The sequence below is a fragment of the Bacillus cereus group sp. BfR-BA-01408 genome, assembly GCF_022663305.1.
In the GTDB taxonomy this organism is placed as follows: Bacteria; Bacillota; Bacilli; order Bacillales; family Bacillaceae_G; genus Bacillus_A; species Bacillus_A pacificus.
In genome coordinates this window covers 36,564-52,772 of sequence record NZ_JAKUFF010000027.1, presented here as the reverse complement: position 1 = coordinate 52,772, position 16,209 = coordinate 36,564, and the positions used below count along the sequence as shown (strand labels likewise).

The window sequence follows — 16,209 nt, the reverse complement described above, 5'->3', positions numbered from 1 at the left end:
CTTCATCTAATCCCGCAAACATTTCTTTACGTTTTTCTTTCTCTGGAAGCTTTACACCTAGCTCCTCTAACTGTTTCTTTGTATCATCCATAATCGTTTTTACTTTTTGTTTTGTAGCGTCATCTAAATCTTTTTTCGCCGTTTTTGTAGATTGCTCAGCTGCTGGAGTATTCGTTGCCGCGAATGCCGGGATGCCGACTCCCCCAATGATTCCGAATGATAAAGCACCTGCAATCGCTAAATACCCAACTGTTTTCTTCTTCATAGGAAATTTCCTCCTTCATATTTCTAATGCATGTACACTCTCGTATACAATGCCTATAGTAATGTTGGTTTCTTAAAATTTCCTTAACGACTTAACAAAAAAACACCGCTCATGATGAGCGGTGTTTTTCTATGCTTTTTGTAATTGTAATTCTTCACGTTCCATTATTCTTCTTAATACAATTGTTTGTGTCATTGTAAATAAGTTACCTGTTATCCAGTACAACACAAGACCCGATGGTGCCGCAAATCCCATAAATAAAATCATTGCCGGCATCATAATTTGCTGCATTTTCAGCATCTGTACTTGTTCTCCAGCTGTAATATTAGACTGGAAAACCTTCATCTGAATAAATGTCGTTAACGCTGCAATAATCGGTAATATATGATAAGGATCTGCATGTCCTAAGTTCACCCATAAAAACGAAGATGTGCGAATCTCTTCTGTTCGGCTAATCGCATAATACAAAGCAGAGAAAATCGGCATTTGTATAAAGATTGGCCAGCAACCAGCAAGTGGATTCCAACCGCCTGATTTCATTAGTTCTGACATTTCTTTTTGATACTGTTTTTGTTTTTCAAGATCTTTACTTACATCACCGTATTTTTTCTTTAACTTCTGCAATTCAGGTTGCATTTTCTTCATTTTCGCTTGGCTACGATATTGCGAAACAGCTAATGGAATCATTGCTGAACGAATAACGAGCGTCATAATAATGATAGCAATCCCGAAGCTAGCTCCCGGTATATGATGAGCAACAAATTGAATCATAAACGAGATTGGATATACAAAATAATGATCCCAAATTCCCGTACTATGTGCATCAATTGGGGCTGCATTACTACAACCAGATAAAACAAAAACAAGTAATAATGATAAACTAACGAGCGCAGTTCGGTATGATTTTAACATGTTCATTCCTCCAATGTTTCGTAATTATTTAGCGAAACATTGGTGTATACGGACCGACCTCGTCATTCTCTTCACTTGATTCTTGTCTGCGTACAGAACGAATCATTCCATATTTATAAAAAATTGAAAATAGCGGTACATTCCCCGCACTATCTTCACACGTATCAACTAACGCAAATGCTCTTTGTCTACCGCTTGATGCTTGCTGACGCACAAAGCGAGAAACGTTAGCAAGGAAGAAAACTTCTAATAAACAAAGTGCTGTCGTTACAAACGATATATATAGAATTGCATCCTGCAATAAAAATTCCATCGCTTCACATCCTTAATAAGGTCATTTTAGCACATTCGGCAAACATTCTCTATTTCCTTTTATCGTCAAAAAAAGTATTTTGCATATTTTCTCAAGAAAACAATAATTAAGAAACATTGTATTCGCTTTCTTTAGTATATTCACACACATCCATGAATAGGCTTGATTTATTAGAAATTTATAAAATTTTTGCATTATAATAAAACTATTGCCAGTTTTTGAAAAAACCTTTATTCTCTTCTTGTAATCAAAAATGAATATGGAGATGAAACATACTATGGGTCAACTAGGAGACGCCGATTACGTTCCCGACACCGCCTTTTTATCCTTCCCAGCAGCTAAAACATTTCACTTAGAATTTATCATACAGTTGGTTGTTATTTTCGTAGCTTCTATTTTGTATGCAATTTCTATGAATATGTTCTTTATCCCGCATAACATGATTAGCGGTGGATTCGCTGGAGTAGGGATGATTATCGGTTATTTAATGCACTACAATATCGGTGCACTTATCTTTTTACTAAACATTCCTCTTCTTATTTTAAGTCACTTTTACTTAGGCAAGAAGACAACCTTTTTAACAGCGTACTTTGTAGCTGTATCATCATTAGCGATGAACATTATCCCTGTACACCAAGTTTCAGACGATATTTTACTATCTTCTGTATTCGGCGGTGTAATCTGCGGAGCAGCTTCAGGAATCATATTCCGATTTGCTTCTTCAACAGGTGGATTTGATGTCGTTGGATTGATTGTAGCGAAATATCGCGATGTTTCAATTGGAGCAATCATATTTGTATTCAACTTAATCTTACTTGTTGTAGCAGGATTTATTTTCGGATGGGATATTACACTTTATACGTTAATTAGTCGATTTGTAGTCAGCAAAGTGATCGATGCTGTGCATACGAAACATATTAAATTGACGATAATGACAATTACAGAAAAAGGCGAGGAAATAAAAAGCGCCCTACTACATCACGGCATACGTGGCGTGACGATGGTAGATGCTGTCGGCGGCTATACAAACCATAAGAAAAAAATGATTTACACTGTCGTGACTCGCTATGAGTTAGGCGAAATGAAACGTATTATCCGTCAAGTGGATAACAAAGCATTTATGAACATTACTGAAACAGTTGAAATTGTCGGCCGTTTCAAACGTATATAAAGTAAAACTTTAATCAGTGGGGGTTTTCTTCATCCCCCACTGATTAATAGTTGAACCAATCGGACTTTTATGGGCAGTTGATCCCCCACCTAACTTCTTTGCTTTCGCTGAATTTTGAGGTGGGGGTCTTACTGCCCATTAAAGTGGGATAAAAAAGGTCAATACATGAAAGGGCATAACATATTAGTCATATATAATATGTTATGCCCTTTGTTATTCAACTCACGCGCCCTTTAGCATAATAAAATCACTACGTTTATTATGACAAATCAGAGGATAGCATTCCATATACAATACTATCTGTCCATTCATCTTTATTCCAAAAATCTTGTATGAAATGTGCTTCCTTTCTCATGCCTATTCGTTCACACAATTTTTGTGAAGCTATATTACGTGCATCAAGATTAGCTTGTATGCGATGTACATTACATTCATTAAATAATTTAAATACCAAACTACTTACTGCTTCTGTTGCCAAACCTCTCCCAGCTACTTCATTTGAAAAACTATAACCAATCTCAACAGTGTCTTTCATATTTGTGTACCATACAGATAAATCACCAACTACTTTCGTTTTGTATATAACTGCTAAACTTAATATTGAGTCTTTAGTAAGTACATTATTTTCTAGCTTCTTATTAAATCTTTTCTGCATGTCTTCATGAGTCCACTTATTATGTAATAGGAACTTACATGTATCATCATTATTATAAATAGCAAATACATCCTGTAAATCAGTACTCTTAAAAGGTCTAATTGTTAATCTTTCTGTTGTGAATTCCAAGTTAGCTCTCCTCCCTTCCATTCATGGCATAAAATATTTTTTATAGTATTTAAGTCCCCTTCTTATATCCCACCTTGATTACATATTTCATCATAGTAAATGAAAATCCTTCTTCCTCTAAACTGCACCGTTACTGGTATTTCCTTGCGCTTTTTATTTTTTACACTTATTACAAAATCAGATAATTCTATTATTATGCCTCTAAATATGTTATAATGAAAACAGACTCACAAAAAAAGAGTATATAGACTTGGAAGTTTCTCTTATTTTACAAGCAAAAAGAAACGAGCAGTCGGGTATATTTCAGACACCATACACGTAACGGTTTAAAAAACCGATCACTCTTCAATGATCTTTTTATAAAAAGATACGTACAACTAAAACTCACTTCAATATACTATACCTACCTTTTTGACTTCCAAATCATCTTATTACATAAGGAGATGAACATATGAATCAATATATACGATATACAATAGCTGTCCTGTTTGCTATTATCGGCGGAACAATCTGCTTCTGGACAAACACTCAGCTTGGAGAGAATATCATTTTTAATGGAATCGAAACACTTGTAAGCGCTTCAATTTTAGGTGGATACATTTTCTTCCTCTTTAATCCAGAAGAAAATGCGCAAAAAACAATGTTATTAACAATGATCGGAATCGTTGGCGGATGTATTTCCTACTCAATGACTAACTATACATTACCACTTCAATTAAGCTCAGCTTTCTTCCACGGTCTATGGACTTGGTTCATTGCATTCTGTCTAGCAGATGTATTCAACCTATTACAAGACAATGAAGAAGAAAACGGTCGCCAAATTGAAAGTAACTCGTAAGCTGGAAGGGATTCTTCCAGCTTTTTTTATGTTGGCTTGCATACCACGGCATCACAATAAAAAGAAGTTACCCTCACGGCAACTTCTTTTCCATATACCCCATCCAGTATCAACCGGATTATATCAGCGATTTTTCAAATATATCGACGATTTCCCCACTTATATCAGCGATTTTTTCATTATATCGACGGTTCGACACAGGATATCGACTTACCGACATTCTTCGACAATCAATTTTCATCTATATACCTCCGCTCGGAATCCGAAACGAAACGTGTGCCCCGCCTCTCACCTCACTATTTTCTACCTGAGTTTTACCACCATGCTTCTCAACAATTGTCTTAGCAATATATAACCCGAGTCCAAAATGCTCCTTGCTTCCTGAACGCGACTGATCTCCCTGATAAAAACGTTGTAATACTTTTTTCAAATCTCCTTCTTGAAAACCAGGCCCTGAATCATATACATGAAACTCTATTGCGTCATGCCAAGCACATACTTTCAAAAGCATCTTCCCTGACACCGGAGTAAATCGAACTGCATTCATTACGATGTTGTCCATTACTTGACTGATTCGCTCTTGATCAAATACTAAGCTTTGCATATCTTCATTATTTTCAAAGATGACATCCCAATCAATTTCTTTTTTTCTAGCTATGCATTCATATTCTTCTAGTTTTTTAAGAAAGAATGGATTTATATGTACTTTATTTAAACGTAATTGAAATGAGAAACTCTCTAGCTCATTTACTATTTGGAACTCCTCAAGAAGCTTTGTCATTCTGTTTGTGTTTCTTTCAATCGTTTGTAAATACCGATGTAACAAATCTTCATTTTTCCATAAACCACTTTGCAAACCTTCTGTATGACCTTGCACAATCGTTAATGGCGTTTTCAAATCGTGAGAAATAGCTCTAATATATTCTCTCCTTTCTTCTTCTAACTCCCATTGTCGTGACAAACTAGTAGCTAGCGCTGCACGCATATTTTCAAACGAACTGACTAATTCACCAATTTCATTTTTCGCGTTGTACTCTAAATGAAAATTTAAATCCTGCTCTTGAATTCTTTTTGAGGCCTCTGATAGTTCAACTAGTGGTTTCTTTATTCTTTTTCCCATTCGATTTGAAATAATGTAGGACAAAATTGTAATGTATATAAAGGGTGAAGCTAAAAATAAGATTACAAAAAAGGAATCAACTGCCGAAGCAGTAGATATTGTTAAATGATAATTAAACCCTATCGCTCCTTGTAAATCTCCATTCCTATCTACTAAAGGCAGATATGTCGTAACTTCATTATCATCTTCTTCACCATAAATATTTGTATTAATAACACTCGAAATCGGTCTCTCATTTGTTATTAATTTCTTGTTATATGTACCATAAGAAATATCTCCTTGCCTATTAACAATTTGATATTTAATTCCCTCTTTAGGGACAATTTTCTCTAATCCATTTCGCTCTTTCTCATTTAACAATAGTATGCCTTTATCTTTTACATATTCTTTTATCATAGGTATTTTCTGTTCATAATAATTCGCAGGAAATACTTTCCCATTCTTCGTTAGCCAATACCAACCACTAGCCGCTGTTAAAACCGTTAGTATTAAACTACCAAGTAGAACTATTAAGAAGCCAGCTACTAGCTGTTGTTTAATCCTTAACCTTTGCATCAATTCTGTACACTCCACTTATATCCAATTCCCCACACCGTTTGAATATATGTATTTTCTCTGTCATATACACTAAGCTTTGTTCTAATTTTCTTTATATGCTCAACTACAGTAGAGACATCACTTTCACTATCATATCCCCAAATCTTTTCAAACAGCTGCTCTTTCGTCAAAACTTGACCAGCATGAAGTGCTAACATTTTCACAACTTCATACTCTTTTTTTGTAAAATGAATTTTTTCTTTCCCAGTCATTATTTCGTAGTTTTGCAAATCTATTAATATACTTCCATAGCGTAGAAATTCCTTTTGATCCACCATTCTTAAATCTGTCGTACGGCGCAAATTGGCAACAATTCTCGCTTTCAACTCTTTTAAACTAAATGGCTTACTAATATAATCGTCTCCACCAATCAATAAACCTTCTATCCGAGACCGTTCACTACTATCCGCACTTAAAAATAAGATTGGGCATGCATAAGACTCTCTCATCTTCTCGCAAACTTTAAACCCATTCATATCTGGCAACATAACGTCTAAAATAATGAGATCCACGCTATTATCTAATTTCTTCAAAGCTTCTTCACCACTTAATGCACTTCTTACTTCATACCCTTCCATGACAAGACTATCTTCAATAAATGTAAGAATATCTGGTTCATCGTCTACAAGTAGTATTTTGCTCGTCACGGCAAGTCCCCCCTAATTAAATATATCTTTTTTACACCAACTAAACATAGCCGCTATTGCACATCCTCCTAAAATTGTACCATTTATCAGGTAAAATGTTCCTTTCCCCTCACTTAATATTCTTAGAATTGATCCACTTCCAATTACAAAATAACTTAATTCTTCATTCACATATAAACTTGCTACTAATAAACCGACTATTACAAAATATGTAATGATAGCGTTTTGAAACCACAGACTTACAAAACTACTCAACATTGTTAAAGCACTTGCTATAAACCATAGTATTAAATAATATTTTACAGTATATAAAATAGAAGCATTCGCACTATAAATGACTTGTTTATCTAAAAAGAATGTCTCTTCTGCACGCCTTATAAAAAATGTTCCATATATATAACTCTCAATGAATGCCATTAACAAAAACAAACTTACAATGCTCATTTGAGTAATCCATTTCGCCAATAATAATTCCCATCTACCTACGGGACGAATCATAACAAGCCGATACGCACCAGATGAAATTTCACTATTAAAACTATCAATAAATAAGATTGGAAAAATTAATAAGAATAACGTAAAATACCATTCTCTTGTAACTGCGACAGGAAAGTTTAAATTACTTAAGATTGCTTCTGTTCCTTTTGTATCATAAATAGCAACTCCAAAAGTATGAACCCATACGCTATGCAAAATAAGTAGCAGCCCAAAAATAGCTATTAATGCTTTCGTCTTTTTTCTATTAAAAATCCGTTCAAATTCACTTATAAGTATTTGTCTCATTCTTCACACCTCACACAAAATTATCTTTTTTCCCTATACAATAAACTGTTATAGTATTACAAACAACAATGTATAGTAGTAAAACTACAGATCCAAAAAGAATCATTCTTGAGCTACCAGATAAAGATATAGCAATTCCTTCATGTTGCAATTTAATTAAAGAAGAATAATTAATATAAAGAAAAGTCGGGGATTGGCCTATCACTAACGCCAGCGCTGGGTATCCAAAGGAAAATATAATGAATCCCATACCGAGAAGAGTCGCACTTGTTGTCGATTTACTTATAACCGACAGCATAATTAATATGCTAGCCATTGCTACTAAAGTAAGATAAGCAATTCCGTAATAAGAAATACAGTATAAGAACAAGCCAAGTGCATTCGTTTTTTCCGTATGATAAAACAAAAGAATATTCGGTTCATGCTCAAAGAAAATATAGCCAATACAATAACTGCAAATAAAATAAACACTTATAAATAGCAAACTTACCGCTACTATCGTAATTATTTTTGCAATCAGAACCTCCGAATACGTATATGATCTTTGGATTACCATCCTAATTTGACCGCTATGATACTCTTGAGCAAACACAAGAACAATTAAAACGAGTAAAACAAGATTACATATACTCATAAGCATTTCAGATAATGCAAGGACGGGGAACGAATTCGCATATGTATAATCAACCGCTATCCTTTCGACCTCTTGATTATGTTTTAAATAGTACTTAGCAGCCCCAAGTAACATCACTGGTATCATCAAAAAACAAAGCCATGTTACTTTCTTCGCCCAAATCCGCTCCCATTCCGAGCGTACTAACATCATCATGAGCTCATCATCTCCACGAAAATATCTTCTAATTCTTTATTCCTTCCTTGCAATTCTTCCGTCGTTCCCCGCCATATTAATGATCCTTCTCGAATCATGACCCATGAATCACACATAAGCTCCAATTCACGAATTAAATGACTAGAAATGAAAAAAGTAATGCCCTTCTCACGCTGTAAATCGAGTACAATTTTACGAAGCTGCTTAATTCCAACTGGATCCAATCCATTAGACGGTTCATCCAAAATGATAAAATCTGGATCCCCAAGAAGTGCCTGCGCAATCCCTAAACGCTGCTTCATCCCTAACGAATACGTACCAACTTTATCGTCAGCACGATTTTCTAAACCGACGATTTCTAATACTTGCTGCACTTTATTTTCAAGAACTTCTCCACCAGTACGTAACGTAATCCTCCCTAGATTCCGCAAATTTTTTCGTCCTGACATATAAGGGAAAAAAATTGGAGCCTCTACAATTGCGCCTACATGCTGAAGAGCTTCTTTCCGATTTTTTTGTACGCTAATACCATTAACTAATATCTCTCCTTCATTTGGTCGAATTAACCCCATAATTGTTCGAATAAGAGTTGTCTTCCCAGAACCATTTGGCCCAACAAAACCACAAATCTCATTTTTATAAACAGAAAAAGACATATGACTTAGCAACGTTCTCCCCTTCACCTTTTTCGTCACATCTCTTACTTCTAAAACCGCTTTTTTCATCTCTACCGCCTCCTTACTCTAAGAATAGAAGGTAAAAATAAACAATTTATAAACAAATAAAAAGAAGTTACCCTCACGGCAACTTCTTTTCCATATACCCCATCCAGTATCAACCGGATTATATCAGCGATTTTTCAAATATATCGACGATTTCTCCACTTATATCAGCGATTTTTTCATTATATCGACGGTTCGACACAGGATATCGACTTACCGACATTCTTCGACATTCAAGACGCTCAACATACCCTATCCCCCAAGCAATTTACTGCCGAACTCTACGATTAAAAAGATAATTAATAGGATCGCGAGTATTTTTAATGCTACATATGCCACTTTAAAAACAACATAAATGAGCAAGACGATTAAAATAATCGTTAAAATTTCCATCTAGAATTCCTCCAAGCTTTGCTCTTCACATCTTATTTTACTCGCTCCACACTTTTTATGGAACGGCATAAGACGACATAGAAAAAAGAGGATACCTCACCCATCGTAAGATACCCTCTTCTTTAGCTGCTCAAACCATTCTCTCTCTAATTGTAAATATCCCATTTCACTATTCTCAGCGCTCTTCAATTCTTTATCCGCTTTCTTCATATAAATGTGTGACGCTTCCATATCGCCCTCTAAATATTTAATAATTCCTTGTGTACGATAATATCCGTTTAGGTCCATTTTTGTAATAGCCTTCCCATGTTCCTTCGCTTCTTGCAAAGAAAGACGATCCATCTCATAAAGAGCTTTATATAAAAGGTACCAACTATGAAAACTACTAACGAAAAACTTATTTTCTTTCGTTACAGGTAGTTGAACAATTGGTTCTATATACGGTATCGCTCTTTCCATTCCTTCTTGATCAGCTCTAGCATAAAAAACGAGCATAAGTCCGCTCATTATATCTCTTATACTTTTATCCTCTTTTAATTTCTCCTTACTAATTTCTATTAATCTCTCATCCCAATCTTTCGGCCTTTTATAACTAAATAATTCACTCGATACTTGAATGTTATATAAATGCTGCTTAGCCTTTTCATCATCTTTAATTAAAATAAGAAATTGCATGCCATCACTCAAAAACGTTCCTTTTATCGGTACGATTGTAGCTGTAAAAATGACAAAGTGTAAAACAGAAAAATATAAAAGATATTGATAATAACTCACCATGTATATGTAACCGGAAGTAATACCAAATAATAAACTCGTAATCGGTCCACCTAAAGTCATCCACGCCCATTTTTTCGAAAGATTCGGTGTCTCTATAGAAGGCGGCACTAACATCGCCACGCCTCCAAAGTACGCCCATAATTTATTTTCTCGAATGCGTACTTTCCTCTTCTCTTTTTGAAAAGTAATCGGCCCTACTGTCATAAATTTAAAATTCAAACCGCCTATTAAACCAACTACTACATGTCCTAGCTCATGAATGGCTAACACTAACAATGCAATTCCAACTATTGCCCATAGGTTCAAAATTACTTCTAATTTCCCAGTTCGGATTACTCCGTATAAAATGGACAGAATTAGCGCCACTGTCATTGAGCCAGCTGGCCTTCTTAAAATATCCACCTTTTTCTCCCCTTAATAAATCATTTTTCTATGCATTTCGTACATGAATTTTCCAAGATGCAATATCCAAATAAATGAGATTAAGCCAATTAATACAAAATTGATATCACTAGCCACCGTATATATAACGGCAGCCCACCATACATATGCCAATATTGTATTCGTAAATTCATATGCTTTATATCCAGCCTCATGCACAATATGTTTTAATCCTTCATCTGCGTTTTTCGTCCACATTTTCATAGATTCCATATATGTTACACCTTGTTCAGGATATAGCTTATTATAACGATTTTTTGTTATGAGCCCACTAATCACTACAATAGTTAAACAAACGATAGAAGCTACTAAATTCCACACTGCAAATGAAACATTTGTATCCTGCAACAGTGCACGTCTACATGCAATAACTGCATATACAAACCATGCTTGCGTAACTATATCACCTACACGTAAATATATACTTATAATGCCTAATTTTCTGCCTTGTACACTCTCCTCTTCATCACGTGCCTCCGCTAACATACGTGTATTCTTCCAAGTGTAGTACATCATTAAGATTCCAAAAATGGTGCATATACCTATAAATGTATTAGATGATAATTTTCTCGGTTCATCCGAGAGTAAATCTAAAGCTATATAAGATGTTAAAAACCCACCCATCATACTTAATGCCATTTTCCCCACAAAATCAAATTGTTTTTTTCGCTTACTCTTCACCATCATCTTCCCCCTCCACCAACATAAATATTTCCTCCACCGGTACGTTGAAAATTTGTGCAATTTTTAACGACAATACGATAGATGGTGCATAATCCCCGCGCTCAATTAAACTAATCGTTTGCCGCGATGATCCAATCGCTTTCCCTAAATCCCCTTGTGATAAACGATGCTTTGCCCGCAATTCTCTCACTCGATTTTGAAGCTTCATGTCTTCCCTCTTTTTCATTTATTTAATCAAATTGTAAATAATACCCTTATTTTTGTCAATTATAATTGTCATTTTGACGTTAATAATTGACAATTATAACCTATGGGATTTTAAACTGATAAACAAACAAAAGCTTATTAAAATAAAAAAGGCAGTGCATCTGCACTGCCTCCCTAATTTTTGACATAGAATGGATTCCATATTAACTTGCGTTTTGTAAGAATGCTCGTTTTAACTGTTTGCGGAAACGAACTCCTAACGTAATTGCTACAATCGCAATCACTCCAAAAATAATTTTACCAATGTGACCTTCTAGCACTCCAAAAATATCATGTAAGTTTCCACCTAACCAGTAACCACCGATTAAGAAGAATGATACCCAAAATAGAGCACCTGAGTAAATTGTAATTGCAAAACGGCGGAATGGTAAGTTAATAATTCCTGCAAAGTATCCTGTAAAGTGACGTACACCAGGAATAAAGAAACCGATAAAAATCAAGAAGTATCCATACTTATCAAACCACATTCTTGTTAAGTCGATTTTTCTTTGTGTTAAAAATACATATTTCCCATACTTTTGAACAAAGGGCATTCCTAATTTATTTCCTAAAAAGTATTGGATTGTCATTCCTACACTTGTCCCAATAAAGGATAGGATAATTAAAATCGGTAAACTTAAATCACCCTTATGTGCTAAAAATCCCGCATATGCTAACGTTGGCTCTCCCGGAAACGGAAGTGCAATATATTCTAACAGCAAACCAACAAGTACAACATAGTACCCGTATTGCTGAAATAATTCATGAATCCATTCCATGTCATCTCTCCTTTCAATCACGTGCAACTTCTTACTAATATTGTATAAAAAAATTGTCGAAATAACTATCACAATAGCTTACATTTTTATTACATTTTTGTAAGGCTCTCACTAAACTTTTACGTTCATTATGTACTCTCATTTTAAAACAATTTAACAAGTATACACTGCGAAAAATTAGGACCTTAATATGCACTTTTTATCCATTTTTTAACACTTAAAAATCGTTATATTTTGTTCTTAATAAAAAACCACTACAAACTCATACTAACTTCATATTAGCTTCATATACGTATTGTAAGATTATATCGGAATTTGTTGAAAAATTTAACCAATATATGACTAAACATTAATTTGAATAAATATTAATCGCTTTTCGAAATTGAAAAAAGGGTGAATAAAAAATGGAAGCTTATAAAATGCACGATTTTATTAATACAAATGTTGAATCTCACCAAAATGAAACCGTTTTTAATTTGCACATATGTGAAACAAATGAATTTGACGTAAGTTTAACAAAGTCTACAACACTGTCTTTTATCGTTTCAAAAAAGAACATTAAGATTGTTACGAAAAAATGGATTAATTCAAATCAAGAAAGCATGATTGGCAAAAGCTACATCATTCCAACGAAAGCTTTTCACTACTTCTTACCAATTATTTCTGAAACTGAAGATGAATTAAATATTCAAATTCAAAGTTTTGGACTACATGGCGAACTTTTATTAAATGAAAGATTACTTATTGATAAAAACAACAAACACAATGCCAAAATTACTACCTTCTTTGAAACATTAGATGAAAATGTAAATAAAGTATTACGAGGATTGCAAATTCATTGTATGTAAGACTACTACAATAGTAAAAAGGAGAACATAATGAAAAAACTATTATTAAGCGCACTATTATCATTAGGATTTTTAACTATTCCATTCACAAATGCTGAGGCAGCTGCAACAAATGATCAGCTTATCGTGAATACACAGTTAAATAAAATGGATTATTATCAAAACGGAAAATTCATAAAAAGTTTTACTGTCGCTACTGGAAAGGCAGCTACTCCTACACCTAAAGGGACTTTTCAAATCGTAAATAAAATTAAAAATCGTCCTTATTACACAGGCAAAATTAAAGGCGGCGATCCGCGCAATCCACTTGGTGACCGTTGGCTCGGACTAAACATGGCAGGAACTTACGGAACAACTTATGCGATTCATGGTACGAACAATAATCAGGCAATTGGTAAGTGGACAACACTAGGTTGTATTCGTATGTATAACAATGATATACACTGGTTATTTGAGCGTATTCCCCAGCAAGCTACTGTCACTGTAAAATAACCTCAAAGCGCGATTTACGTGTAGCCAAGAATTTTATGTCTTGGCTTATTTTATTTCTTCATTTACAGTAGCAAAACAACTGTATTTACATATATAATAGGAATAGATTGTGTTAGGTAACATCCAAACATTGATAAACATGGATATTAAAATTATACAGTTATAATATTTTATAAATTTTATAATACATACTATAATAGAATTACTGTAATTCTTAAATATTCAGTTTCACTAAACAACTCCCCTTGCTACTTTCATGATTATTTTATGGCAGGGGCTTATTATATGTATAAACAATCTGAGTCATCGAAAAAATGATGAATTCGAATATTGCAGTTAAAAGCGTTATTTAGGAGGTGTTACTATGACGCATATACTGGTGATTGAAGACAACCCAGATATACAAGAACTAATTCGTGAATTTCTAATGGCACAAAACTTTACTGTTGATGTCGTTGGTGCTGGAACAGAAGGTATACTTCTTTTCCAAAAAAATTCATACGATCTTGTCCTCCTTGATGTGATGTTACCAGATATAGATGGCTATAGTATTTGTAAAATTATGCGAGGACAATCTGATGTACCAATCATTATGTTAACAGGCTTACATAATGAAGAAAGTGAAATTAAAGGATTTGAATTAGGTATTGATGACTATATTACGAAACCGTTCCATTACACCGTATTTATTAAACGTGTAGAAGCTGTATTAAGAAGGGCAGCAACGAAGGAAGCCGAAGCTGCGACTATACTACAATTCCATGAATTGATGTTAAATTCTACAGCATACGCCGCTTATGTTCATGGTAATCAAATTGAATTGACAACAAAAGAATTTGAAATTATTTATACTTTACTGCAAAATCGAGGAAAAGTATTATCAAGAAGTGATTTGTTGAATAAGGTATGGGGCTATGAACATTATGGTGATGTAAGAGTTATAGATACACACATTAAAAACTTACGAAAAAAATTAGGAATTCCTTATATTAAAACGGTGAAAGGCATTGGCTACAAAATCGAATCGTAGCAAAGACAACATCACCAAAAATATTTTCATCAAAACCTTATTATTTTGTATTCTTTTATCACTTTGTCTTTATCAAGTTATTTACTTCTTAGCTTCAAACTACGATAAAGAACGTTTTGCGAAAGAAAATGGAACGCATACTACAGAACAAGCGGATTCAGATAAACAAAACGACCAAAGTAAAACGAATCAAAATAAAGCTGTATCACAGGGGGACATGTTTAATTTCCAATCTGCTATTATAGATTATAATTCTCTCTCTACAGCTATCAATCACCTTTTGCAGCCTAGCCAAACTGCAAAAGCAAAAGAACATACTCAAAATATTTCGGGGAAAAATAGCGCTTCTGCTCCACTTACAGAAACGGAAAAGCAAGTCGCTACTAATGATGCCTTACATAAACAAAATGCAGCAAGTAAAGCAAATGATGCACAAGATAATCCAAAATTAACAGATGTACTGCAGCAATTAGCTCCACATATTGGCGCAACAATGCTTGCACTCTCTCTGCTTGGATCTTTAATTTATGCAAAACTAATTGCTAAACCTTTTCAATATATGAGTGATGCTTTAAAAGATATTATGAATCTTGATTTCTCAGATAAAAAGCTACTCAACAAAAATACTGATCAAACAGATTTTAATTTACAAGTAGCTGCTTCACAAATACCAAACATAGTGAAGAATTTGCATGCGAGCAATCAAGATTTAAGAAATGAACTCAAAAAGGAGCAACAATTAGAACAATCCCGTAAAGAATTTATGTCTATGGTTTCCCATGAATTAAAAACACCAATCGCAGCCGTTATGGGACAACTAGATGGCATGATTCACGGAATTGGAGCTTATAAAGATAGAGATAAATATTTAAAACGCTCCTATGAAATGATGCAAGACATTAACATATTAACGGAAAAAATGTCGGAATTATCCAAAATACAAAACCCTCAATTTAAACCTGATTTAAAAGTTATCTCATTAACTAATATTATTGAGGACGTTATGAAGAAAGTAGATTATTTTGTATCTGTAAAGCAGTTAAATGTTCAATCTAACATTAAACAAGATGTACAAGTTTTAGCTGATCCTAAATTTATTCAAACTGCCATTTTTAACATTATTTCAAATGCAATTCATTATACAATTGACCATCAGCATGTATATATAAAGCTTTATGAAAAGCCAAACGGTTACGCATTAGAAGTATTAAATACAGGTTCACAAATAGATGAGGATAAACTTGCCCATTTATTTGAGCCATTCTATCGCGCAAACCCTGACAAACACGGCTTAGTACAAGGTAGTGGTCTTGGGTTATACATTGTAAAACAAATACTAGATAAACATCAATTTCCTTATGGTATACAAAACACGCCTCAAGGTGTAAAATGTTCTATTGTATTCCCAAAAGCAATGTAAAAACCTACTACAATTTCATATCCCAAATTCATACTTCGTATGAGTGGCGGAATTTTGTAGAGTATATGACTCTGTTTCGTTCGCCCGTTATCCTTATTTGGATAGCGGGCGTTTTTTA

General features: G+C 34.1%; 19 protein-coding genes and 1 pseudogene. 6 read left to right on the top strand and 14 right to left on the bottom strand.

Features of this window, described 5'->3' with window-relative positions:
• The 3 genes and pseudogenes from MR083_RS13665 to MR083_RS13655 form a co-directional block, all read right to left on the bottom strand.
• Positions 1-265, bottom strand: a pseudogene (locus MR083_RS13665) (hypothetical protein); the annotation flags it as partial.
• A 129-nt stretch (positions 266-394) separates the two neighbouring features.
• Positions 395-1,177, bottom strand: a complete 783-nt coding sequence (yidC, locus tag MR083_RS13660) for a membrane protein insertase YidC (RefSeq protein ID WP_000920550.1) — start codon at positions 1,175-1,177, stop codon at positions 395-397.
• A gap of 28 nt (positions 1,178-1,205) precedes the next feature.
• On the bottom strand, positions 1,206-1,490 hold the full coding sequence (locus MR083_RS13655; protein WP_000394930.1) for a hypothetical protein: 285 nt from the start codon (positions 1,488-1,490) through the stop codon (positions 1,206-1,208).
• A gap of 277 nt (positions 1,491-1,767) precedes the next feature.
• Between MR083_RS13655 and MR083_RS13650 the strand changes: the two genes are divergently transcribed.
• Complete coding sequence (locus MR083_RS13650; protein WP_000530037.1) at positions 1,768-2,661, top strand: YitT family protein; 894 nt, start codon at positions 1,768-1,770, stop codon at positions 2,659-2,661.
• A gap of 259 nt (positions 2,662-2,920) precedes the next feature.
• Here MR083_RS13650 and MR083_RS13645 read toward each other — a convergent pair whose 3' ends face one another.
• A complete protein-coding gene (locus MR083_RS13645) occupies positions 2,921-3,445 on the bottom strand; it encodes a GNAT family N-acetyltransferase (protein ID WP_041184797.1) in 525 nt (174 codons plus the stop codon).
• Between the two features lie 451 nt (positions 3,446-3,896).
• Between MR083_RS13645 and MR083_RS13640 the strand changes: the two genes are divergently transcribed.
• Positions 3,897-4,283, top strand: a complete 387-nt coding sequence (locus tag MR083_RS13640) for a DUF3938 domain-containing protein (RefSeq protein ID WP_001077770.1) — start codon at positions 3,897-3,899, stop codon at positions 4,281-4,283.
• Positions 4,284-4,524: 241 nt separating this feature from the next.
• Here MR083_RS13640 and MR083_RS13635 read toward each other — a convergent pair whose 3' ends face one another.
• The 10 genes from MR083_RS13635 to MR083_RS13590 form a co-directional block, all read right to left on the bottom strand.
• Positions 4,525-5,958 carry a sensor histidine kinase gene (locus tag MR083_RS13635; RefSeq protein WP_242269471.1) on the bottom strand — a complete coding sequence of 478 codons (1,434 nt, stop codon included), beginning with the start codon at positions 5,956-5,958 and terminating at the stop codon, positions 4,525-4,527.
• Positions 5,958-6,647 (bottom strand): response regulator transcription factor, encoded by a 690-nt coding sequence (locus MR083_RS13630; RefSeq protein WP_016718853.1) that lies wholly within the window; start codon positions 6,645-6,647, stop codon positions 5,958-5,960. Before MR083_RS13630 ends, MR083_RS13635 begins: the two co-directional genes overlap by 1 nt.
• A 12-nt stretch (positions 6,648-6,659) precedes the next feature.
• Positions 6,660-7,430, bottom strand: coding sequence for an ABC transporter permease (locus MR083_RS13625; protein WP_242269470.1), 771 nt, complete (start codon positions 7,428-7,430; stop codon positions 6,660-6,662).
• 10 nt (positions 7,431-7,440) lie between these two features.
• A complete protein-coding gene (locus tag MR083_RS13620; RefSeq protein ID WP_242269469.1) occupies positions 7,441-8,259 on the bottom strand; it encodes an ABC-2 transporter permease in 819 nt (272 codons plus the stop codon).
• A complete protein-coding gene (locus MR083_RS13615; protein ID WP_049113727.1) occupies positions 8,256-8,984 on the bottom strand; it encodes an ABC transporter ATP-binding protein in 729 nt (242 codons plus the stop codon). Before MR083_RS13615 ends, MR083_RS13620 begins: the two co-directional genes overlap by 4 nt.
• A 249-nt stretch (positions 8,985-9,233) precedes the next feature.
• Positions 9,234-9,374, bottom strand: coding sequence for a DUF3985 family protein (locus MR083_RS13610; protein WP_000404784.1), 141 nt, complete (start codon positions 9,372-9,374; stop codon positions 9,234-9,236).
• 96 nt (positions 9,375-9,470) lie between these two features.
• A complete protein-coding gene (locus MR083_RS13605) occupies positions 9,471-10,523 on the bottom strand; it encodes a M50 family metallopeptidase (RefSeq protein WP_011040819.1) in 1,053 nt (350 codons plus the stop codon).
• 42 nt (positions 10,524-10,565) lie between these two features.
• Entirely contained in the window at positions 10,566-11,276 is a 711-nt protein-coding gene (locus MR083_RS13600) for a DUF3169 family protein (RefSeq protein ID WP_000240935.1), read from the bottom strand.
• A complete protein-coding gene (locus tag MR083_RS13595) occupies positions 11,263-11,484 on the bottom strand; it encodes a helix-turn-helix transcriptional regulator (protein WP_000776164.1) in 222 nt (73 codons plus the stop codon). Before MR083_RS13595 ends, MR083_RS13600 begins: the two co-directional genes overlap by 14 nt.
• Positions 11,485-11,686: 202 nt before the next feature.
• On the bottom strand, positions 11,687-12,301 hold the full coding sequence (locus MR083_RS13590; protein ID WP_000454759.1) for a DedA family protein: 615 nt from the start codon (positions 12,299-12,301) through the stop codon (positions 11,687-11,689).
• 404 nt (positions 12,302-12,705) lie between these two features.
• Between MR083_RS13590 and MR083_RS13585 the strand changes: the two genes are divergently transcribed.
• From MR083_RS13585 to MR083_RS13570, 4 genes are all read left to right on the top strand, one after another.
• Complete coding sequence (locus MR083_RS13585; RefSeq protein WP_000388750.1) at positions 12,706-13,149, top strand: DUF3978 domain-containing protein; 444 nt, start codon at positions 12,706-12,708, stop codon at positions 13,147-13,149.
• Positions 13,150-13,179: 30 nt separating this feature from the next.
• The gene (locus tag MR083_RS13580; protein WP_000735048.1) at positions 13,180-13,641 is read left to right on the top strand and encodes a L,D-transpeptidase; all 462 of its coding nucleotides are present in this window, start codon (positions 13,180-13,182) and stop codon (positions 13,639-13,641) included.
• Positions 13,642-14,005: 364 nt separating this feature from the next.
• On the top strand, positions 14,006-14,671 hold the full coding sequence (locus MR083_RS13575) for a response regulator transcription factor (protein ID WP_000148833.1): 666 nt from the start codon (positions 14,006-14,008) through the stop codon (positions 14,669-14,671).
• A complete protein-coding gene (locus tag MR083_RS13570) occupies positions 14,649-16,091 on the top strand; it encodes a sensor histidine kinase (protein WP_000201975.1) in 1,443 nt (480 codons plus the stop codon). The genes MR083_RS13575 and MR083_RS13570 overlap by 23 nt, the downstream gene beginning before the upstream one ends.
• Positions 16,092-16,209: the final 118 nt, after the last annotated feature.